17 protein-coding genes, 2 pseudogenes and 2 riboswitches are annotated in these 21052 nt (G+C 72.9%); of the genes and pseudogenes, 12 read left to right on the plus strand and 7 right to left on the minus strand.

Annotation, left to right across the window (positions count from 1 at the left end; genetic code table 11):
• The first annotated feature begins 3 nt into the window (after positions 1 to 3).
• Positions 4 to 1653 carry a molybdopterin-dependent oxidoreductase gene (locus tag KV381_RS30985; protein WP_218786824.1) on the plus strand — a complete coding sequence of 550 codons (1650 nt, stop codon included), beginning with the start codon at positions 4 to 6 and terminating at the stop codon, positions 1651 to 1653.
• A gap of 9 nt (positions 1654 to 1662) precedes the next feature.
• Here the strand turns inward: KV381_RS30985 and KV381_RS30990 are convergent, their stop codons facing one another.
• The 3 genes and pseudogenes from KV381_RS30990 to KV381_RS31000 form a co-directional block, all read right to left on the minus strand.
• A complete protein-coding gene (locus tag KV381_RS30990; RefSeq protein WP_218786825.1) occupies positions 1663 to 3336 on the minus strand; it encodes an FAD-dependent monooxygenase in 1674 nt (557 codons plus the stop codon).
• An 85-nt stretch (positions 3337 to 3421) separates the two neighbouring features.
• Entirely contained in the window at positions 3422 to 4486 is a 1065-nt protein-coding gene (locus KV381_RS30995; protein ID WP_193463025.1) for a biotin/lipoate A/B protein ligase family protein, read from the minus strand.
• 231 nt (positions 4487 to 4717) lie between these two features.
• Positions 4718 to 5110: pseudogene (locus KV381_RS31000) on the minus strand (aldehyde dehydrogenase family protein); the annotation flags it as partial.
• A 9-nt stretch (positions 5111 to 5119) separates the two neighbouring features.
• A riboswitch (cobalamin riboswitch) is annotated at positions 5120 to 5172 on the minus strand.
• 116 nt (positions 5173 to 5288) lie between these two features.
• Between KV381_RS31000 and cobF the strand changes: the two are divergent.
• Positions 5289 to 6080, plus strand: coding sequence for a precorrin-6A synthase (deacetylating) (gene cobF / locus KV381_RS31005; RefSeq protein WP_218786826.1), 792 nt, complete (start codon positions 5289 to 5291; stop codon positions 6078 to 6080).
• Positions 6081 to 6159: 79 nt separating this feature from the next.
• On the opposite strand, the gene KV381_RS31010 is transcribed toward cobF, so the two are convergent.
• Complete coding sequence (locus KV381_RS31010; protein ID WP_030084228.1) at positions 6160 to 6357, minus strand: hypothetical protein; 198 nt, start codon at positions 6355 to 6357, stop codon at positions 6160 to 6162.
• A 264-nt stretch (positions 6358 to 6621) separates the two neighbouring features.
• On the opposite strand from KV381_RS31010, the gene KV381_RS31015 reads away from it, so the two are divergent.
• The 6 genes and pseudogenes from KV381_RS31015 (at position 6622) to KV381_RS31040 (ending at position 14909) form a co-directional block, all read left to right on the plus strand.
• Positions 6622 to 7266 carry a TetR/AcrR family transcriptional regulator gene (locus tag KV381_RS31015; RefSeq protein WP_030084230.1) on the plus strand — a complete coding sequence of 215 codons (645 nt, stop codon included), beginning with the start codon at positions 6622 to 6624 and terminating at the stop codon, positions 7264 to 7266.
• Positions 7267 to 7351: 85 nt separating this feature from the next.
• Positions 7352 to 7726 (plus strand): annotated as a pseudogene (locus KV381_RS31020) (MFS transporter); the annotation flags it as partial.
• 176 nt (positions 7727 to 7902) lie between these two features.
• Positions 7903 to 8119: riboswitch (cobalamin riboswitch) on the plus strand.
• 164 nt (positions 8120 to 8283) lie between these two features.
• Positions 8284 to 10608 (plus strand): 5-methyltetrahydropteroyltriglutamate--homocysteine S-methyltransferase, encoded by a 2325-nt coding sequence (metE, locus tag KV381_RS31025; RefSeq protein WP_218786827.1) that lies wholly within the window; start codon positions 8284 to 8286, stop codon positions 10606 to 10608.
• A 127-nt stretch (positions 10609 to 10735) separates the two neighbouring features.
• On the plus strand, positions 10736 to 11662 hold the full coding sequence (locus KV381_RS31030; RefSeq protein WP_218786828.1) for an Imm49 family immunity protein: 927 nt from the start codon (positions 10736 to 10738) through the stop codon (positions 11660 to 11662).
• A 201-nt stretch (positions 11663 to 11863) separates the two neighbouring features.
• The gene (locus KV381_RS31035; protein WP_218786829.1) at positions 11864 to 13441 is read left to right on the plus strand and encodes an aminotransferase class V-fold PLP-dependent enzyme; all 1578 of its coding nucleotides are present in this window, start codon (positions 11864 to 11866) and stop codon (positions 13439 to 13441) included.
• A 70-nt stretch (positions 13442 to 13511) separates the two neighbouring features.
• Positions 13512 to 14909, plus strand: a complete 1398-nt coding sequence (locus tag KV381_RS31040; protein ID WP_218786830.1) for a lysine N(6)-hydroxylase/L-ornithine N(5)-oxygenase family protein — start codon at positions 13512 to 13514, stop codon at positions 14907 to 14909.
• Between the two features lie 63 nt (positions 14910 to 14972).
• Here the strand turns inward: KV381_RS31040 and KV381_RS31045 are convergent, their stop codons facing one another.
• Positions 14973 to 15935: an electron transfer flavoprotein subunit alpha/FixB family protein gene (locus tag KV381_RS31045; protein WP_218786831.1), complete on the minus strand. Its 963-nt coding sequence runs from the start codon at positions 15933 to 15935 to the stop codon at positions 14973 to 14975.
• 69 nt (positions 15936 to 16004) lie between these two features.
• Positions 16005 to 16790, minus strand: a complete 786-nt coding sequence (locus KV381_RS31050) for an electron transfer flavoprotein subunit beta/FixA family protein (RefSeq protein WP_218786832.1) — start codon at positions 16788 to 16790, stop codon at positions 16005 to 16007.
• A gap of 169 nt (positions 16791 to 16959) precedes the next feature.
• Here KV381_RS31050 and KV381_RS31055 point away from each other — a divergent pair, with 169 nt between their 5' ends.
• Positions 16960 to 17688 carry a TetR family transcriptional regulator gene (locus KV381_RS31055; protein ID WP_218787333.1) on the plus strand — a complete coding sequence of 243 codons (729 nt, stop codon included), beginning with the start codon at positions 16960 to 16962 and terminating at the stop codon, positions 17686 to 17688.
• Positions 17689 to 17835: 147 nt separating this feature from the next.
• On the plus strand, positions 17836 to 18204 hold the full coding sequence (locus KV381_RS31060; RefSeq protein ID WP_030083584.1) for a Zn-ribbon domain-containing OB-fold protein: 369 nt from the start codon (positions 17836 to 17838) through the stop codon (positions 18202 to 18204).
• A gap of 31 nt (positions 18205 to 18235) precedes the next feature.
• Here KV381_RS31060 and KV381_RS31065 read toward each other — a convergent pair whose 3' ends face one another.
• On the minus strand, positions 18236 to 18931 hold the full coding sequence (locus KV381_RS31065) for a type 1 glutamine amidotransferase domain-containing protein (protein WP_030083586.1): 696 nt from the start codon (positions 18929 to 18931) through the stop codon (positions 18236 to 18238).
• 112 nt (positions 18932 to 19043) lie between these two features.
• Between KV381_RS31065 and KV381_RS31070 the strand changes: the two genes are divergently transcribed.
• Positions 19044 to 20030, plus strand: a complete 987-nt coding sequence (locus tag KV381_RS31070; protein ID WP_256995182.1) for a LysR family transcriptional regulator — start codon at positions 19044 to 19046, stop codon at positions 20028 to 20030.
• Positions 20031 to 20141: 111 nt separating this feature from the next.
• Positions 20142 to 20987 carry an inositol monophosphatase family protein gene (locus tag KV381_RS31075; RefSeq protein WP_030083590.1) on the plus strand — a complete coding sequence of 282 codons (846 nt, stop codon included), beginning with the start codon at positions 20142 to 20144 and terminating at the stop codon, positions 20985 to 20987.
• The last annotated feature ends 65 nt before the right edge of the window (positions 20988 to 21052 follow it).

Genomic DNA, 21052 nt, shown 5'->3' on the forward strand with positions numbered 1-21052 from the left:
CGAATGACGACCGTGAGGATCTCCCGGACAGCACTGACCCGCGGCACGCTCGCCGCCCTGAGCGGACTGCTCGCGGGGTTCGCCTCGCTGGCCTTCGCCGAGCTCGTATCGGCGGCCGTCAGGCCCGAGGCGAGTCCCGTCACAGCGGTCGGCGGAGCGGCCATCGACCGGACGCCCGCCGGAGTGAAGGACTGGGCGATCCGGACCTTCGGCGAGGACGACAAGCTCGTCCTGCAACTCGGCATCGTCGCCACACTCGCCCTTCTCGCCCTGGCCGTCGGCCTGTTGGCGCTGCGGCACCGGCGGACCGGCGCCGCCGCCGTCCTGCTCTTCGGCGTGGTCGGCACGGCGGCCGCCGTCAGCAGGCCGGACTCCACGGGCCTCGTGGACGGGCTGCCGTCCCTGCTGGGCGCGGTCGTCGGGGCCGTCCTGCTGTACGTCCTCATCGGCCGCCTCACCGTCCCGCACCGGACCGCCGGCCGGGACGAGCAGCGCGAGCAGGGCAACGGGCAGGGCAACGAGCAAGGCAATGAGCAGGGCAACGAGCAGGCGTCCGAGGCCGGTTGGGACCGGCGCGGGTTCCTGGTCGCCGCCACCGCCGCGGCCGCCGCGTCCACGGCCGCGGGCGCGATCGGCCGGACGCTGAACGGCCGCAGCAGCCGTGACGCCGTCGCCTCCCGTGCCTCCGTGAAACTGCCCGCCCCCGCCTCGCCCGCGAAGCCGACCCCGGCAGGAGCACGGCTGCGGATCCCCGGCATCAGCCCGTTCACCACCCCGAACGACACGTTCTACCGGGTGGACACCGCCCTGGTGGTCCCGAAGGTCGACGCGAACTCCTGGCGGCTCCGCATCCACGGCAAGGGCGTCCGACAGGACCTGGAACTCACCTACCAGGACCTGCTGAACCGCCCGTTGATCGAACGGGAGATCACCCTCACCTGCGTCTCCAACGAGGTCGGCGGCCCCTACGTCGGTCACGCCCGGTGGATCGGGGTCCGGCTCGCCGACCTGCTCAAGGAGGCCGGGGTGAAGCCGCCGTCCCGGGGCGGCCCGGCCGACCAGATCGTCGCCCGGTCCGTCGACGGGATGACGCTCGGCACCCCCGTCGAGGACGTGATGGACGGCCGGGACGCGATGCTCGCGGTCGGGATGAACGGCGAACCGCTGCCCTTCGTCCACGGCTTCCCCGTGCGCATGCTCGTCCCCGGCCTGTACGGATACGTCTCCGCCTGCAAGTGGATCGAGGACATCGAACTCACCACGTTCGACGCCTACGACCCGTACTGGGTGAAGCGCGAGTGGGCCCGCAAGGCCCCGATCAAGACCCAGTCCCGGATCGACACCCCCAAGCCCTTCGGACGCCCCGAGGCCGGCACGGTCATGGTCGCCGGAGTGGCCTGGGCCCAGCACCGAGGCATCGAGAAGGTCGAGATCCGCGTGGACGAGGGCCCCTGGCGGCCCGCGCTCCTCGCCGAACAGGACACCGTCGACACCTGGCGCCAGTGGTCCTACCCCTGGCAGGCGACCCCCGGCGGCCACACCCTGACCGTCCGCGCCACCGACCGCACCGGCGAGGTTCAGACCGAGCGGCGCACCAAGACCGTGCCCGACGGCGCCAGCGGCTGGCACTCGGTCGTGGTGACCGTCGACTGACCCGGCCGGTCACCTGCCAGGACCGGTCGGCCCCTGCGTCGAGCCATCGCCGAAGACCCTCCCGAGCGCCGACGCCAGCTCCCGTACCGTCGGAGGACGGAGCCGGGCGCCCAGATACCCGTCCGGCCGCACCACGAACGCCGTCCCCTCCCCGGCCCCGTACCGCCGCGCGAACGCGCCGAGTCCGTCCCGGTGACAGGGAACGGGCGACGGCGGGGCGGTCGCGTCGGCCGGCAGGATCCAGCGGGTCTCCATCAGTCCGTGGGACCACTCCCGTGCCGCCGAGGCGAGATCGGACACGGAGTCGCCCGCCGGGTGCGACCCGTACACCAGCAGGACGTGCCCGCTCCCGCGCAGCACGTCGAACAGCCGCAGGGGATAGGCGGCGATGTCCCCGGTGAGCCCTCCGCAGTCCGGAACCCGGTCGCCGGGCTGCGGTCCGCTCCCGTCGGCCCGGGGCGGCGGCGTCACCAGCGGGCTGTCCCGGTAGCCGATGAGCAGCTGGGCCTCGCGCAGCAGCAGCGTCTCCCGGTCCGTCGGATCGGCCTGGACCCCCTCGGCGGCGTGCCGGACGGTCCGCCCGACGACCTCCTCGCCGACCGGGCGGCGTTCGGCGTCGTAACCGGCGAGGACCCGCGGGCCCGCCGCCCCGCCCACCGCCAGGGCCAGCTTCCACGCCAGATTGCACGCGTCCTGGATCCCGGTGTTCATGCCCTGGGCTCCGGTCGGCGGATGGATGTGCGCCGCGTCCCCGGCGACGAACACCCGGCCCTCGCCGTAGCGGTCCACCAGCCGGTGACTGATCCGGAACACCGACGACCAGCGCAGCGCGGACGCCGTGACCGGCTCCGGGGCCAGCCGGTCCAGCACCTTCTGGATGTCGGCGAGCGCGGGAGCCGTGCCGCCTTCGAGCCCGTGGACCACCCCGTCACCGGCCCCGGCGCCGGAGGCCCGCCGTGCGGCGGACAGCTCGGGCGGCGCCGGCATCGACATCCGGTAGCGGCCGTCGCCCGGCAGCGGGACGCAGACCAGCAGGTCGTCGGTCGCGCCGTCCTCGCCCCGGTGCATCGACCGCACCGCGTACCCGGGCGGCAGCCCCCAGCCCACCTCCACATCGGCGAGCATGTACTCCTCCGGGAACGCGCCGCCCCCGAAGGACAGCCCGAGCCCCTTGCGGACCAGGCTGTGCGCCCCGTCGCACCCCACCAGGAACCGGGACCGCACCTCCTCCTCGCCCCCGGACGCCGTGGTCAGCCGACAGGTCACCCCGGCGGCGTCCTGGTCGAACCCCACCAGCTCGGTGGACCGCTCGATCGCCGTGCCGAACCGCCCCAGGAACTCCTCCAGGACGCCTTCGGTGGCGTACTGCGGCAGCGCCGCGAAGCCGTACGGCACCTCCGGCGGCAGCACGAGCTCGATCCGGTCCTGCGCGGCCCCGTTCACGTACGTCAGCTGACCGCGCATCGGCACCGCCGCGTCCAGCACGTCCCGCACCACGCCCATCCGGTCGAAGAGCTCCAGCGTGCGTGGCTGGACACCGACCGCCTTGGCGTACGGCAGCCGGGCCGGGAGGCGGTCCACGATCCGGCAGCGGACGCCCGCGCGCCGCAGCTCGGCGGCGAGCGTCAGCCCGACCGGGCCGGCTCCCGCGACGAGTACGTCGGTCGATCCGCTGCGTGCCACCGGGGCCTCCCGCCGTGGGCCCCCCGCGTACGGTCCTCTCCATCGTGCTGCCGTCGGAGACTCCCGGCACCCGGGCGGGGTCCGCCTACGGCACCCGGGCCGTCCACTCCGGCGTACCGAACTTGGTGCGTACGAGCTCCTGCGCGCGGGCCAGCTCGGCGTCCGTCACGCTTCCCGGGGTGAGGCCGTGGCGCTTGCGGAAGGAGTCGATCATCCGCTCGATGACGATCTGCCGGGGCAGCCCCGTCTGCCGGCGCAGCGGGTCGACGCGCTTCTTCGCGGACCGGGTGCCCTTGTCGGACATCTTCTCCTTGCCGATCCGCAGGACCTCCAGCATCTTGTCGGCGTCGATGTCGTACGCCATCGTCACGTGGTGCAGCACCGCTCCCGGCCCGCCGTCCGGCCCGACCATCCGCTTCTGCGCGGCCCCGGCGATCTTGCCGACCTCGGTGGCGATGTCGTTGAGCGGCTGGTACCAGGCCTTGATGCCCATGTCGGCGAGGGCCTCCAGGACCCAGTCGTCGAGATAGGCGTAACTGTCGGCGAAGGAGAGGCCCGACACCAGCGACTGCGGAACGGCCAGCGAGTAGGTGATGGTGGAGCTCGGCTCGGCGAACATCGCGCCGCCGCCGGAGATCCGGCGGACGACGTTCACGCCGTGCCGTTCGACGCCCGCCGGGTCGACCTCGTTGCGCAGCGACTGGAAGCTGCCGATGATCACGGCGGGGGCGTCCCACTCCCAGACCCGCAGCGTCGGCGGCCGCAGCCCCGCCGCGACCTCGGCGGTGATCACCTCGTCCAGCGCCATGTGCAGCGCGGGCGACTGCGGGGCCTCGTGGATCAGCTGCCAGTCGTAGTCGCTCCACTCCGTGGCCTGCGCGAGCGCCCGGCGTACGGCGACGGCGACGCCTTCCGCGCTCAGCCCCAGCATCACCGTGGAGTCGGGCAGCGCCGCCTCGATCCGGGCCGCGAGCCCGGCCGTGTCGGTGTGGGCCGGGGCGCCCTCCAGCGCCGCGTCGATCGCGAGGATCGCCTCGTCCGGTTCGAGGAAGAAGTCCCCGGCGACCCGGACGTTCCGCAACGCACCGCCCGCCACCTCCAGGTCCACCACGACCAGCTTGCCGCCGGGAACCTTGTACTCACCGTGCACAGCGCCGCCTCCAGCTCCAGTTCCGTGGCCCGGTCGACGATGAGCCGGACACACCTGGAGGTAACGCGCGTCAGGGGGCGGATCATCCCCGCCGCACCGCGCCCGTCCTCGCGGGCCGGCGGTGGTGATGCCGGTCGATGACGTAGGGGTGGGGGTGCTGCCGGCCGTGCGGGCGGCGGCCCAGGCCACCGGCGTCGCGGCCCAGGAACCGGCGCTCGGAGCGCGGGCGGTCAGTGCGGCGACCGCCTGGGCCAGGTCGGCGTCCGGCAGCACGATCATGTGGTTCTTCGCCCCGCCGGAGCACTGCGCGCGCTTGCCGTGGGCGGCGGCGGTGGCGTAGATGTGCGCGGCGATCGGGGTCGAGCCGACGACGCCGAGCGCCTTGACGCGCTGGTCCTCCAAGAGGGTGTCGACCGTCTCCTTGCCGCCGTTGACGACGTTCAGCGCCCCGGGCGGCAGCCCCGCCTCCAGGAACAGTTCGGCCAGCCGCAACGGCACCGACGGGTCCCGCTCGGAGGGCTTCGGGATGAAGGCGTTCCCGCAGGCCGGAGCGGGGGCCGCCTTCCACAGCGGAATCATCGCGGGGAAGTTGAACGGGGTGATGCCCGCGACGACGCCGAGCGGCCGGCCAGCGGTACCCGGGCGGTCACAGTGGCGGGACCGCGCCGGATTCGCACCGGCTTCCCTGACGCCACGGGCCGTGAGGGCGTCCGGCTGCGCACCGGTCACCCCGTTGCCCCGAAGACATGGCTGGACGTCCTGGTAAGCCCACCCCGGCTCGCCCCTGGCATCATCGGCCGACATGAGCCACGCACCGCGCCACGTCCTCGTCATCGGCATGGGCGCCGGAGACCCCGACCACCTGACGCTCGCCGCGGTCAAGGCCATGCGCCGGGCCGACGTCTTCTTCGTCCTCGGCAAGGGCAAGGAGAAGGATTCCCTGACCCGGCTGCGGCGGGACATCCTGGACGAACACCTCACCGGCCCCTACCGCGTCGTGGAGGCCGAGGACCCGTGGCGGGACCGCACCCAGCAGGACGGCGGGCGCTACGCCTCGGCGGTGCACGACTGGCGCCGGCGCCGCGCCGACATCTGCGAACGCCTGATCACCGAGGAGCTCGCGCCGGGGCAGTGCGGAGCCTTCCTGGTGTGGGGCGACCCGTCGCTGTACGACAGCACCCTCGCGATCCTCGACGATATCCGGGGCCGTGGAGCGGTGGAATTCGGCCATGAGGTGATCCCCGGCATCAGCAGCGTCTCCGCCCTCGCCGCCCGGCACCGCGTCACCCTGAACGGGGTCGGCCGCCCCATCCACATCACCCCCGGCCGGCGGCTGGCCCAGGGCTTTCCCGGGGACGACGTCGACATCGTCGTGATGCTGGACGGCCATGAGACCTTCGCCCATCTGACGGGCAGGGGGCTGTGGATCCACTGGGGCGCGTACATCGGCACCCCGGACGAGATCCTGGTCTCCGGCCCGCTCGACGAGGTGGCCGGACGGATCAGCCGGCTGCGCGCGGAGGCCCGCGAGCGGCACGGCTGGATCATGGACACCTATCTGCTGCGCCCGGCGCCGGACGTCACGGACGCCTGAGGCCACGGTCGGGCGGCGGGTCCACGTCGAGGCGCGGGCGGCAGCGGCCTCCGCACCTCGTCGTCGGACCGGCGGGGTGTCAGCGCCGGGTCTCGTGCGCCCGGATCACGCCGAGCCCGTGCCCCAGGCTCGGGCACTCGGCGGTCAGATCGTCGCCCCGCACCAGATAGTTGTGCACCCGGCCGTCCGTCGGCCGTTCGATCGCGCGATACAGCGTGCCGTTCACGGTGATCGTCCAGTCGTCGCCGTCCTGGGCCCATCCGACGGTCTTCTTCATAGGGCGTTTTCCTTTCCTCCGGTCGTACGTCGCCGGGGTCCGGCGGCCGTGTAGTGGGAAGAAGAACGGCTTGTGACGCTCCGTGGTTCCGCGTTCTCTACGCCATTCGGTTACATCTGGGTCACTGCCTCGGCACAGTCGAGGTCATCGACCTGACCGGCGGTCAGGAAGCGGATGACGAACGGCGGAACGGGCGCGGAACGTCCGTGGCGCCCCTCGCCCATCGAGTAGACACTGTCTACTCGATGGTGCTAGAAGTTTCCCATGGAAGACGGGACCCCGCTGCGGGAACGACTGGTGGACATCGGCGTCGAGATGGTGGCGACCGAGGGGATCGCGGCGCTGGGGCTGCGGGAGATCGCCCGCCGTGCCGGTGTCTCGCACGGCGCGCCGCGCCGCTACTTCCCGACCCACCGCTCGCTGCTCTCCGCCATCGCGGGGCGCGGTTTCGACGCCTTGAAGGACCGGCTAGACACCGCGCTGAGGCCGGACGGCGACCCGCGCGCCCAGCTGTGCCTCCTGGTCGAGGGCTACGTCGGATTCGCCGTCGAGCAGCGCCCGATGTTCGAGCTGATGTTCCGCCACGACCTGCTGGACGGCGGCGACGAGGCCGACGGGCGGCCCAGGCTGCGGGAGAAGACCCTTCCGCTGTTCGGCTCGCTCGTCGCCCTGGTCGCCCGGCACCTGCAGGACTCCGCCCGGCCGTCGCCCGCCGGGCCCGGGCCCGCCCCGGACGTCGTGGCCGCAGCCCTCTGGGCGAACGTCCACGGCATCGCCCAACTCTGGAGCTGGGGAAGCCTCTCCCTCACCCTGGCAGCCCCCTCGCCCGGCGACGCGCGCGACCGCGAGAGCCTCGCGCCGCTGATCGCCCGGACGGTCGACGCCCACCTCGGACCGGCGCGACCGTGACCGTACCCGCGCCCCCGCCCGTACCCCCGTCGACCGGCTCAGCGACCGCCCCCGCCTCGCCCTCGCGGGCAGTGTCGCCGGGGCGATGATCGTCGCGCTCGACGGCTCCGTCCTCTTCGTGGCCCAGCCCAGCCTTCAACGCGATCTCTCCGCCTCTCTCGCCCAGGTGCAGTGGACGAGTACGGCCTACCTCCTCGCGGTGGCGAGTCTTCTCGTCCTCGCCGGACGGCTGGGGGACCGGTACGGCCACACCCGCCTGCTCCTGACCGGATCGCTCGGCTTCGGGGCCGCGTCCCTGGGCATCGCCGTGGTGCCCTCGGTCGGCTGGGTCATCGCGCTGCGCGCCGTACAAGGCGTGTTCGGAGCCCTGTTGCAGCCGGCGACGCTGGCCCTGCTGCGCCAGGTCTACCCACCGGACCGGCTCGGGCTGCCGGTCGCCCTGCGGACCAGCGCTGATGGTGCTCGCCGCGACGGCCGCGCTCGCGCTCATCCCCGCGGCGCTGCTGCCGGGCACGCGCCGGCGCACCGGACCGCCCCCGCGCGACGCGGGCCGCGGGCGGCCGGAAAGCGCCGCCCCGTGTCTCACATCACCGTCCGAAGTGTGAACAACGGTGTGCGCCCGCCGGTCGCCCCCTTAGGGTGACCGGTGCAGCTGGTTCGCTCTGTCCGCCAGACAGGGCGTCGTAAGAGGGAACCCGGTGGGAATCCGGGACTGCCCCGCAGCGGTGAGTGGGAACGACCGCCGTCATACGCACTGGGCCCGGCCGGGTCTGGGAAGCGACGGCCATTAGGTGTCTGCCTCCGGCAGACGTGCCCGCGAGTCCGAAGACCTGCCCGCTGCCCGCACGCGACCGTTCGCGTGCGGAGATCCCGGTGACCTCGTGGGCGGGTCGGCGTAACCATCAGGTGGGACGGGCACGGCTCCAGGTGTCCGGTGTCCGCCCGATGCGTCATCCCTTCGCGTCCGCGTCCCGTCCCGGGATCTGCACAGCAGACGCGCTCGCGAAGGAGAGTCACGTGACAGCGAAGCCCGCAGCCGCGGCAGCACGGGCCACCGTGTACGGCTACCCCCGCCAGGGTCGGAACCGTGAACTGAAGAAGGCCATCGAGGGCTACTGGAAGGGCCGCGTCACCGCGGACACCCTCCGGCAGACCGCCGCCGAACTGCGCCGGGGAACCTGGCAGCAGCTCGCCGAGGCCGGCGTCCACGACGTGCCGACCGGTGATTTCTCGTACTACGACCATGTCCTGGACACCAGCGTCATGGTCGGCGCTGTCCCCGAGCGGCACCGCGCAGCGGTCCGCGCCGACGCCCTCGACGGCTACTTCGCCATGGCCCGCGGCACGCAGGACGTCGCGCCGCTGGAGATGACGAAGTGGTTCGACACCAACTATCACTACCTGGTGCCCGAGTTGGGCCCGGACACGGAGTTCACCGCCGACTCCGCCAAGCAGGTCGCGGAGTTCAAGGAGGCCCTGGCTCTCGGCCTGACCCCCCGCCCGGTGCTCGTCGGCCCCGTCACCTACCTCCTGCTCGCCAAGGCGGCCCCCGGTGTGGCCGCCGACTTCGAGCCGCTGACCCTGCTGGACCGGCTGCTCCCCGTGTACGCCGAAGTCCTCGCCGACCTGCGTGCGGCCGGTGCGGAATGGGTGCAGCTGGACGAGCCCGCGCTCGTCCAGGACCGGACCCCGGCCGAGCTGAACGCCGCCGCCCGCGCCTACCGCGAGCTCGGCGGGCTCGCCGACCGGCCGAAGCTGCTGGTCGCCTCGTACTTCGGGCGGCTCGGCGAGGCGCTGCCGGTCCTGGCCAAGGCGCCCGTCGACGGTCTCGCGCTCGACTTCACCGAGTCCGGCGCCGGAAACCTCGACGACCTCGCGGCGGCCGGCGGACTGCCCGGCAAGCGCCTGGTCGCCGGTGTCGTCAACGGCCGCAACATCTGGATCAACGACTACGAGAAGTCGCTCGCCACCCTCGGCACGCTCCTCGGCCTGGCGGACCACGTCGACGTCTCCGCCTCCAGCTCCCTCCTCCACGTCCCGCTGGACGCGAAGGCCGAGAGCGACATCGACCCGCAGATCGCCCGCTGGCTCGCCTTCGCCCGGCAGAAGACCCAGGAGATCGTCGTCCTGGCCCGCGGCCTGTCCGACGGCACCGAGGCCATCGCCGCCGAACTCGCCGCCAACCGGGCCGACCTGGCCTCCCGCGCCGACGCCGCCATCACCCGCGACCCGGCCGTCCGCGCCCGTACGGCGGCCATCACCGACGCCGACGGCCGCCGCTCGCAGCCGTACGCCGAACGCACCGTCGCCCAGCGCGCCCACCTCGGGCTGCCGCTCTTGCCGACCACCACCATCGGGTCGTTCCCGCAGACCACCGAACTGCGCACCGCGCGGGCCGACCTGCGGGCCGGCCGGATCGACGAGGCCGGTTACGAGGACCGGATCAAGGACGAGATCCGCGAGGTCCTCTCCTTCCAGGAGAAGGCCGGACTCGACGTCCTGGTGCACGGCGAGCCCGAACGCAACGACATGGTCCAGTACTTCGCCGAGCAACTCACCGGCTACCTCGCCACCCAGCACGGCTGGGTGCAGTCCTACGGCACCCGCTACGTCCGCCCGCCGGTCCTCGCGGGCGACATCTCGCGCCCCGAGCCGATGACCGTGCGCTGGACCACGTACGCGCAGTCGCTGACCGAGCGCCCCGTCAAGGGCATGCTCACCGGCCCGGTCACCATGCTCGCCTGGTCCTTCGTCCGGGACGACCAGCCGCTCGGCGACACCGCCCGCCAGGTGGCCCTCGCCCTGCGCGACGAGGTCAACGACCTGGAGGCGAACGGTACTTCGGTCATCCAGGTCGACGAGCCCGCCCTGCGCGAGACGCTTCCGCTGCGGACCGCCGAGCACGCCGCGTACCTTCGCTGGGCGACCGAGTCCTTCCGGCTCGCCACCGCCGGGGTGCGTCCGGACACCCAGATCCACACCCACATGTGCTACGCGGAGTTCGGCGACATCGTCCAGGCCATCGACGACCTCGACGCCGACGTCATCAGCCTGGAGGCGGCCCGCTCCCACATGCAGGTCGCCCGCGAACTCGCCGCCCACGGCTACCCCCGTGAGGCCGGACCCGGCGTCTACGACATCCACTCCCCGCGCATCCCCAGCGCCGAAGAGGCAGCGGCCCTGCTGCGCAAGGGACTTGAGGCCATTCCGGCCGGGCGCCTGTGGGTGAACCCCGACTGCGGCCTGAAGACCCGGGGCTGGCCCGAGACCCGGGCCTCCCTGGAGAACCTGGTCGCCGCCGCGCGGGAGATCCGCGCGGAGCTGCCCACCGAAGCGGCGTGATCGCGGCCCGGTGCGGGAGCGGCCACCGCCGCTTCCGCACCGGGCCGTACCCGTGGGGCCCGGGTGATGTCCGAGACCGCTGATAGCGTGCCGCTTCCGGATCGAAGATCACGAAAGGGCGGGGTAGGTGCGGGAAGTGACGTGTCATGAGGTGGACGCCCGGCGGCTGGACGAAGCGTCGGAGGACATCGTCGGACGAGCCGCGGGGCGGTGGCACGGGATGCGCTACGACGATCCGGCCCCGCGGCGCATGGCCGAAGCCGCCGCCGAACTGCTCGACCACGTCGCCGCCCGCACCGGGCGCGGAGCCGTGCTCGACGAGGTCGCACGCGCCGCGCTGCGCACGGCGGCCGAATGCCGCCTGGGGGAGTTGAGCGTCGGCTGCTTCCCCGACGGCGACCAGGAGATCCCCTTCCCGCTGATCGGCGAGCAGCTCAGCACCGAGGACATGTCCTTCGGCGCTGCCATCGGCCACCCGGGAGCAGCGGCCCCCTCCGCCCGGACCTGGCTCGACGCCTTCGCCGTCTGCCTGGTCAGCGGCCTCGTACTGGACTGGCAGCGGGTGATCGGACTTCTGCTGCGGAACGACTACGCGCCCGCGATCCACGAGGGCGTTCCGTACTCCCCGCTCACCTCCGCATCGGACCCGGCGGACCTCGCGGCCATGGACGCGCTCTGCCTCTACCTGCGCGAGGCGGAGGGCCATCTGCCCCGGCACTGGCCCACCGTGCCGCTGCGCCGGCCGGACGCCGACGAGCGGCAACGGGCGGCCGCCGCACTGGACGCCGCGGGCGCGCCGACGCCCGATCAGCGACTGCTGCGCATCCTCCTCGACGACGAACAGCACGCGTTCGAAGCGGCGTTGGCGGACCGGCTCGACAGCTATCGGGAGAGCCAGGGGCCCGATTCCGCGCCCCGCACCCTGCTGCCGCTCGACGCCCTCGCCCTGGCCGCGCTCGCGGTGCAGGCGCACGGATGGGAGCTCGGCGTCCGCTCCCGCTATCTGCCGCCCGAACTGTTGGGAACCACCGACGCGTTGCGCCGGGCTGCGTAGGCAGGACCCGGCAACTTGGGCTCCTGGCAAGCGAAGCAGCCTCCAGGGCCCGGCGGGTCGCCGTCATGCGCGCCCTCGAAGTTAGGTTAGCCTAACCAGCGGATATCCGGTGGTGGATCTTCTTCCCGCCCCCGGTACGGCTCTGCGTGCGGACACCGCTCCCGCCCGACCCGCCGCGCACTGTGACCGAAGGGCTTCGCCATGCCACCTGCTCACCTCTCACCGTCCGGTGAACCGCCCCTGGAGCCGTGGGGTGTGAGCGCCGGTACGCCGCCGGCGCCCGGCGCACAGGGCGTACGGGCAAGCCTCCTCGCGGGCGGCGCGGACGGGCCCGGGCGGCTGCGGGACCTCACCACGATCGTCCTGGACGCGCTGGAGGACGCACCCCGGGCCCGGGGCGGCCCGCTGCCCGCCGGAGGCCCCGGGGCCGTGGCCCTGAGCACCCGCGCCCTCTGCTCCCCGGTGCTGCCGGAGGAGGGCGTCGGCCCCGAGGCGGCGCTCGCGGACGTGGTCCGCGCGGTCGCGGAAGGGGCCGCCGATCCGGCCGACCCCGCCTGCGTCGCCCATCTGCACTGCCCGCCGCTCGCCGTGGCCGTCGCGGCAGAGCTGGCGGGGGCGGCCCTCAACCCCTCCATGGACTCCTGGGACCAGGCGCCCGCTGCCGGGGTGATCGAGGAGCTGACCACGGCCGCCCTCGCCCGGCTCGTCCACCCGGCGGCCCCCGCCCCCGACGCGCTCATCACCAGCGGCGGCACCGAGTCCAACCTCGTCGCCCTCCTCCTCGCCAGGGAACGGGCGACGCCCGGTCCACTGCGGGTGGTGACCGGCGCCAACGCCCACCACAGCGTCCACCGCGCCGCCTGGATGCTCGGACTCCCCGCCCCCACGGTCGTGGCCTGCCACGACGGCGTGATCGACCCGGACGCCCTCGACCGCGCCCTGACCGGCCTTGCCGGAGCGCCGCTGCTGGTCGTCGCCACCGCGGGGACCACCGACGAGGGCCGCATCGACCCGCTCCCGGAGATCGCCCGGATCGCCGAGCGGCACACGGCCCGGCTCCATGTCGACGCCGCGTACGGGGGTCCGCTGCTGTTCAGCGAGCGGCTGGCCCCGCTGCTCACGGGCCTGGAGTGCGCCGACTCCGTAACGTTCGACCTGCACAAGCTCGGCTGGCAGCCGGTCGCCGCCGGGGTGCTGGCCGTCGCCGACGCCGGAATGCTCACGCCGTTGTCCCTGCGCGCCGACTACCTCAACGCCGACGACGACACCGAAGCCGGACTCCCGGACCTGCTGGGCCGTTCGATCCGCACCACCCGACGCCCCGACGCCGTGAAGATGGCGGTCACCTTCCGGGCGCTCGGCCGCCGGGGACTCGGCGAACTGGTGGAGCACTGCGTGCGGACGGCCCATGAGTTCGGCGAAGCCGTCGACGCGCGGCCCGCACTGCGCCGCCGGCCCGGCGGGATCGGTATCAGCACCGTGCTGTTCCGGCCGGCGGTGGCCGACACGCTGCCCGAGGATGCGGGCGACGCCGTGGTCGCCGCCGTCCGCCGGATCCTGCTCGCCGAGGGACGCGCCGTGCTCGGCCGGGCGGTGGCGGAGGACGGCGACGGCCGGCGCCGCCTGTGGCTGAAGGCCACCCTGCTGCACCCGAACGCCGCGACGGCCGACCTGCTTCCGCTGCTCGACCTGGTCACAGCGGCGGCGGACCGTGCCGTGAGCGAAGCCCAGGCGGCCGAAGGTACCGAAGCCCCCGGGGCGGAAAGGCTGTCGCCATGATGTCGACGATGCGCACGACTCGCCCGGGACGACCCACCGCCGCCCCCGTGACACCCGCCGGAGGAACCCGATGACGCCCGGACCGCGCACGCCGCCCCTCGATCTGCTGGGAGTGGGGGCGGGGCCCTTCAACCTCTCGCTCGCCGCGCTCGCCGACGGTGTACCGGGCCTGCGCACCGTCTTCCACGAACAGCGCGCCGCCTTCCACTGGCACCCCGGGCTGCTCATCGAGGGAGCCACCCTCCAAGTGCCTTTCCTGGCCGACCTGGTGAGCCTGGTGGAGCCCACCAGCCCCTGGTCCTACCTCAATTACATCAAGATCCGCCGCAGGCTCTTCCCCTTCTACTTCGCCGAGCGCTTCCACATCCTCCGCTCCGAGTTCGACAGCTATCTGCGCTGGGTGAGCACCGAGCTCCCCGCCACCCGCTTCGGCCACCGCGTCGACACGGTGGCCTGGGACCCCGGACAGGGCGCGTTCGCCGTGGAGTTCACCCGGCTGGACCCGGACGGGCAGACTCTGTCGACCGGGCTCACCCATGCCCGCAACCTCGCCCTGGGGGTCGGCACGGAACCGTATGTCCCGGAGCCACTGCGGGAGTTAATCCAGGACCCGGCCGCCGTCGTGCTGCACTCCGCGGACTACCTCGCCCAGCGGGACCGGCTGCTGGCCGCCCGCCACATCACCGTCGTCGGCTCGGGCCAGTCGGGCGCCGAAGTCCTGCTGGACCTGCTGCGGGCCCGGCCCGAGGGGGCGGAGGGGCTGACCTGGCTGGCCCGTACGCCCGCGTTCGCGCCCATGGAGTACAGCAAGATCGGCCTGGAGCAGTTCACGCCCGACTACACCCGCTACTTCCACGGGCTTCCGCAGGCCACCCGGGACCGGCTCCTGCCCCGGCAGTGGCAGCTGTACAAGGGCGTCAGCGGGGACACGCTCGGAGACATCCACGACGAGCTGTACCGCCGCAGCCTCGGCGGCGGCTGGCCCGACGTCACACTGACGCCCGGCATCGAGGTCACCGGCGCTGCCACCACCGCGGAGGGGCGCATCGAACTGAGCGTGGAGCACGGCCAGCAGGAGACGCGGGGCCGGCTCGTCACCGACGCGGTCGTCCTCGCCACCGGCTACCGGGAGCGCCCCGTCGACACCCTGCTCGCCGCTCTCGACCCGTCCATCGTCCGCGACGGGGCCGGGCGTCCGCAGGTCGACGCGACCCAACGGCTCGTCCTCGCCCCGGAGATCGCCGGTTCCGTCTTCGTGCAGAACGCCGAACGGCACACGCACGGCGTCGGCGCACCGGACCTGGGCCTGGCCGCCTGGCGGTCCGCCGTCATCGTTAACGCGCTGACGGGCAAAGAGTTCTACCCGCTGCCCGAGCGCACGGCCTTCACCACGTTCGGCCTGGAAGCCCAGGACCGCGAGGACGCCGACCCGCCGCCGTCACGTGCGACCGAGGAAGAACGACGCTGAGAACGCGGACGGGCCGCACGGTGGGTTCACCGTGCGGCCCGGAGCGGTTCCGGTCGCCGAAGGTCAGCCCTTGCGGGTGTTGATCTCTTCGGTGAGCTGGGGAACGACGGCGAAGAGGTCGCCGACGACGCCGTAGTCGACGAGTTCGAAGATCGGGGCCTCGGCGTCCTTGTTGATCGCGACGATCGTCTTCGAGGTCTGCATACCCGCCCGGTGCTGGATCGCGCCCGAGATACCCGAAGCGATGTACAGCTGCGGCGAGACCGACTTGCCCGTCTGCCCGACCTGCGAGGTGTGCGGATACCAGCCCGCGTCCACCGCCGCACGCGACGCACCCACCGCGGCACCGAGGGAGTCCGCGAGCGCCTCGATCACGGGGAAGTTCTCCGCCCCGTTGACCCCACGGCCACCCGAGACCACGATCGCCGCCTCCGTCAGCTCCGGACGCCCCGTCGACTCACGCGCCGTACGCGCGGTCACCTTCGTGCCCGTCGCGCTCGCACCGAACGACACCGACAGAGCCTCCACAGCACCCGCGGCCGCAGCCGGCTCGACCGGGGCGGAGTTCGGCTTCACCGTGATCACCGGAACACCCCTGGAGACCCGCGACTTCGTCGTGTACGAAGCGGCGAACGCCGCCTGCGTCGCCACGACACCCTGCTCACCGGCCTCCAGATCGGTGGCGTCGGTGATGATGCCCGAGCCGACCCGCAGCGCCAGCCGCGCAGCGATCTCCTTGCCCTCCGCGGAGGACACCACCAAAACCGCCACCGGGGACACCGCCTCGTAGGCGGCCTGCAGCGCATCGACCTTCGGAACCACCAGATAGTCCGCGAACTCCGGGGCATCAGCGGTCAGCACCCTCACCGCACCGTGCTCACCCAGCACACCCGCGGTCGCCTCCGCACCCGTACCCAGCGCCACCGCGACCGGGTCACCGACACGACGCGCCAGCGTCAGCAGCTCCAGCGTGGGCTTACGCACCGCACCGTCCACATGATCGACCAGAACAAGAACTTCAGCCATGACAACGCACTCCAGACGAGAAGAAACGAGACAGAGAGGGAGAGAGAGGGAGAGGGGAGGGAGGGGGGCCTAGATGAACTTCTGGCCCGCGAGGAACTCGGCGAGCTGCTTGCCGCCCTCACCCTCGTCCTTCACGATCGTGCCCGCCGTACGCGCCGGACGCTCCGTCGCCGAGTCGACCGCGGTCCACGCACCCGCCAGACCCACCTCGTCCGCCTCCAGCCCCAGATCCTCCAGATCCAGCGACTCCACCGGCTTCTTCTTCGCCGCCATGATCCCCTTGAACGACGGGTAACGCGCCTCACCCGACTGGTCGGTCACCGACACCACCGCCGGCAACGACGCCTCCAACTGCTCCGAGGCGGTGTCACCGTCACGACGCCCCGTCACCACGCCCCCCGCGACCGCGACCTCGGAGAGAAGCGTCACCTGCGGAACACCCAGCCGCTCCGCCAGCAGAGCCGGCAGCACACCCATCACACCATCGGTGGAAGCCATCCCGCAGATCACCACGTCATAGCCGGTCTTCTCCACCGCCTTCGCCAGCACCAGCGACGTCCCCATCACGTCCGAACCGTGCAGATCGTCGTCCTCGACGTGAACCGCCTTGTCCGCACCCATCGACAACGCCTTGCGCAACGCGTCCTTGGCATCCTCCGGACCCACCGTCACCACGGTGATCTCCGCATCATCAGCCTCGTCAGCGATCTGCAACGCCTGCTCGACCGCGTACTCGTCCAGCTCCGACAACAGACCGTCGACATCCTCACGGTCCAGCGTCAGGTCATCGGCGAAATGCCGGTCACCGGTCGCGTCGGGCACGTACTTCACACAGACAACGATCCTCAAGCTCACGCCGGCTCTCCTGCCTACCTGGGTGTGGTCCCACCTGGGTGTCGTTCGTAGTGGTGACGACACTATGGCACTCAGTACCCTCTGTAAAGGTACCCAGTGCCAAAAGTGCCGTTCCGGTGCTACGTTTCGCCGCATGAGCGAGGCGCGAGGACCCGAGAAGAAGGCACCCATGCGGGAGGTGCTCGCCCAGGCGGCCTTCCAGCTGTTCCTGGAGCGGGGCTTCGAGCGGACGACCGTGGACGACATCGTGGCCCGGGCCGGGGTGGGGCGGCGCTCGTTCTTCCGCTACTTCCCGTCCAAGGAGGACGCGGTCTTCCCGGATCACGAGCGCTGCCTCGCCGAGATGACCGAGTTCCTGGCGGCCGTCGACGACAGCGACCCGGTCGGTGCGGTGTGCGACGCCGCGCGCATCGTGCTGCGGATGTACGCGGACAACCCCGAGTTCTCCGTACAGCGCTACCGCCTCACCCGGGAGGTGCCGGGGCTGCGGACGTACGAGTTGTCGGTGGTGCGCCGTTACGAACAGACCCTCGCCGGGCATCTGCGGGGCCGGTTCGGTGAGGGTGGCGACGGGGAGCTGCGGGCCGAGGTGATCGCGGCGTCCGTGGTGGCCGCGCACAACAACGGGCTGCGGCTGTGGCTGCGTTCGGGCGGGGAGGGTGACCCCGAGGAAGCCGTCGACCATGCGCTCGACCTGGTGCGCGCGGTGTGGGCGCGGCCCGTCGGCGAGGTGGTCCCGGTCTCGGCGCGGCCGGAGCGGGAGGCGGCGGAGGCGGTCGGCGCGGCCGCTTCGACGCCCGTCTCCGTCGACGGCGAGGTGGTCGTGATGGTGGCGCGGAAAGGGACTCCGATGTGGCGCGTCGTGCAGCAGATCGAGGCCGCCGTCGGCGAGAGCTGAGCGCCGTGGCGGCCGGAACCGTGTATCAATGGGCACTCAGTGCCTTTACTGTCCGGCACTGAGTGCCATATGGTGCGGACGCGCCGGCAGTGCAGGTGCGGCGCGTCCGAGTCGAGCGCAGGGGGTCGAGCCGTGTCCCAGACAGGAATGGGCACCGTCCAGAAGGCGCACGAGGAGTGCGGCCTCTCCTACCACCGCTGCCGCTGGTGCGGCACCGCCTCGTTCCGGCGGTTGCTGTGCCCGGTGTGCGCGTCGAGCGAACTGGAGCCTGAACGCACCACCGGCCACGGCGTGGTCGTCCGTACCGCCGTCGTCCACCGCTACACCGAGGCCGCGCGGAACGAGTCGCTGGTGCGGTTCCCCGAAGGGTTCGTGTTCCGCTGCCGGATCGTGGGCGCGGCACCGCATCTGGTGACGGTCGGAGCGCGCGTGCGGCCCGTCTCCGGGGACGAACCGGAGACGGGCGCGGTCGTGCTGGAACTCTGCGAGCCGCCCGCACGGCGGGACTGGGTCTGAACGGGCGGGGCCTGAGGCCTCGCGGCGCCCGTCAGCCGAGCCGGCTCAGCAGTTCGGCGGCCAGCGGGGCGGAGGACGCCGGGTTCTGACCGGTGATCAGATTTCGGTCGGTGATGATGAACGGGGCCCAGGGCTCGCCCTCCTGGAAGTCCGCGCCCAGCTCCACCAGCCGGTCCTGGAGCAGCCACTTGGCCTTCTCCGCGAGGCCCGCCTGGGTCTCCTCGGTGTTGGTGAAACCGGTCAGCCGGTACCCGGCGAACGCGTTTGCGCCGTCGGGGCCGGTCGCGGCCAGCAGGGCTGCCGGACCGTGGCAGACCACGCCGAGCGGCTTGCCCGAGGCCAGCGTGTCGGCGAGCAGCCGGCCGGATGCCTCGTGCACCGCGAGGTCCTCCATGGGGCCGTGGCCGCCGGGGTAGAAGACCGCGTCGTACGCGTCCAGGTCCACGTCCTCCAGCGCGACGGGCCGCCGCAGCTCCTCGAACCCGTCCAGTGCGGCGGCGACCCGGTCCGCGCCTTCCCGGCCGCCGTTGAACTCGGGAGCCAGGCTGCCTCGGTCCACGGTCGGGACGACGCCGCCCGGGGTGGCGACGACCACCTCGTGACCGGCCGCCGTGAGGGTCTCGTACGGGGTCACGGCCTCCTCGGCCCAGAAGCCCGTGGGGTGCTTCGTGCCGTCCGCCAGGGTCCAGTGGTCCGCGCCGGTCACCACGAAAAGGATCTTTGCCATGTCGTACGTCTCCGTAGGTCGAGAGAGAAGTGTGTGCGGGGGAGTCCCGGTGAGGGCTGACTCATGCGACCGTAGGACGGATCTTCCATAGATTTCCAATAGGCTGGCAGCTATGAGGCATAAGGGTCCTGATGGGTTCGCCGGGCTGGGCCGGACGGCGGACGCGCACGCGGATACGGGCGTGCAGCCGGCCGGCCCGGCCGATCTGAATCTGCTGCGCACCTTCCTCGCCGTGCACCGGTCGGGGTCCTTCACCGCCGCCGCCCGGCTGCTCGGCCTGTCCCAGCCCACGGTCACCGCCCAGATGCGGGCCCTGGAGCGACAGGTGGGCCGGGAGCTGTTCGAGCGGCTGCCGCGCGGGGTCGCCCCGTCGCCGTACGCGGACGAGCTGGCGGCCCGGATCGTCGCCCCGCTGGACGCCCTCGCCGAGGTCACCGGCGATACGGTCCCGGCCGGTGAGCGCCCGGCCGCCCCCGTCCATCTGGCGGGCCCCGCCGAGCTGATGTGCCTGCGGGTCCTGCCCGCGCTGGCCCCGCTGGTCGCGGACGGGCTGCTGCTCCGCGCCGCGACCGGGCTCACCGATCCGCTCCTGGACGAGCTGCGCGCGGGCCGCCACGACCTGGTCATCGCGACCACCCGGCCGCGCGGCCGGGCGCTGTCCGCGGTGCCGCTGATGGACGAGGAGTTCGTCCTGACGGCCGCTCCGCACTGGGCCGCCCGGACCGGGGCACCGGAGCGCCTCGCGGCCGAGGGCCCGGGGGCGCTGCACGGCCTGCCGCTGGTGACGTACGCCGAGGATCTGCCCATCGCCCGCCGCTACTGGCGCCACGTCTTCGGCCGCCGCCTCGACTGCCGGGCCGCCGTCACCGTGCCCGACCTGCGCGGGGTGCTCGCCGCCGTGGTGGCGGGGGCGGGCTTCACGGTGCTGCCGCGCTACCTCTGCGCGGACGAACTGGCCTCGGGCGCCCTCGTCGAGCTGTACGCCCCCGAGGACCCGCCGATCAACACCACGTACCTGGTGCAGCGCCCCGGCTCCGCCGTCAACCCTCAGGTGGCGCGGGTGCGGGATCTGCTGACCGGGGCCGCCCGCGCGTGGTGAGGGGCCGCTCGGCGACGGTGCCGGATCCGTCCTCGAACGCCGGACGGGCCGGGACGCCGGACGGGCCGGGTGGGTGGCCGCCTCGCCGGCCGAGCGTGATTGGGTGGGCCCATGATCGATGACTTCCTGTACGGGACCGCCGGGCACACCGGGCCGACCGCCGACGTCGAGGCGGCCGTGCGCGCCGCGGCGGCGGCCGAGATCATGCCCCGCCACCGGAAGCTCGCCGCCCACGAGATCATCGAGAAGAGCGGCCCGCACGACCTGGTCACCGCCGCCGACCGGCTGGCCGAGGAGCACCTCACCGCCGCCCTCACCAAGCTGCTGCCCGGTTCGGTCGTCGTCGGCGAGGAGGCCGTCCACGCCGACCCGGCCGTCTACGACGCCCTCGGCGGCGACGCCCCGGTCTGGATCGTCGACCCGGTCGACGGCACCCGCCAGTTCGTCCGCGGCGAGGCCGGCTTCTGCACCCTGGTCGCCCTCGCCCTGCACGGCGAGGTCCACGCCTCCTGGACGTACGCACCCGTCCTCGGCGAGATGGCCGTCGCCGTGCGCGGCCGGGGCGCCACGCTCAACGGCGTACCGATACGCTCCGGGTCGCCCGCCCCCGGCGCGGTGCTCGACGTGGCGACCTCGCACCCCGACTACACCACCGACGCGCAGAAGCGGGCCCTGCTCGGCCTGCGCACCGAAGGCATCGCTCCCCGCCCCTGTGGCTCGGCCGGGCTCGAATACCTCGCCGTCGCCCGCGGCGCGCAGGACGCCGTCGCCTTCAACTGGGAGCTGGCCTGGGACCACGCCGCGGGCCTGCTCCTGGTCACCGAGGCGGGCGGCGTCCAGTCCACCCTGTCCGGCGCCCCGTTCCGGATCACGGGCGGCAACGACCTGCCGTTCACGGCGGCCCGCGACGAGGCCACCGCCCAGCGCGTCCTGGCCGCGCTGCGGTCCGGCGGCTGACCCGCCGGGCCGGCCCCGGGGTACCCGCGTCCGCGCTGTCGGCGCGCCCGAATATCCTGGGTCTC

This window comes from Streptomyces sp. WY228, from assembly GCF_019287315.1.
Classification (GTDB): domain Bacteria; phylum Actinomycetota; class Actinomycetes; order Streptomycetales; family Streptomycetaceae; genus Streptomyces; species Streptomyces caviscabies.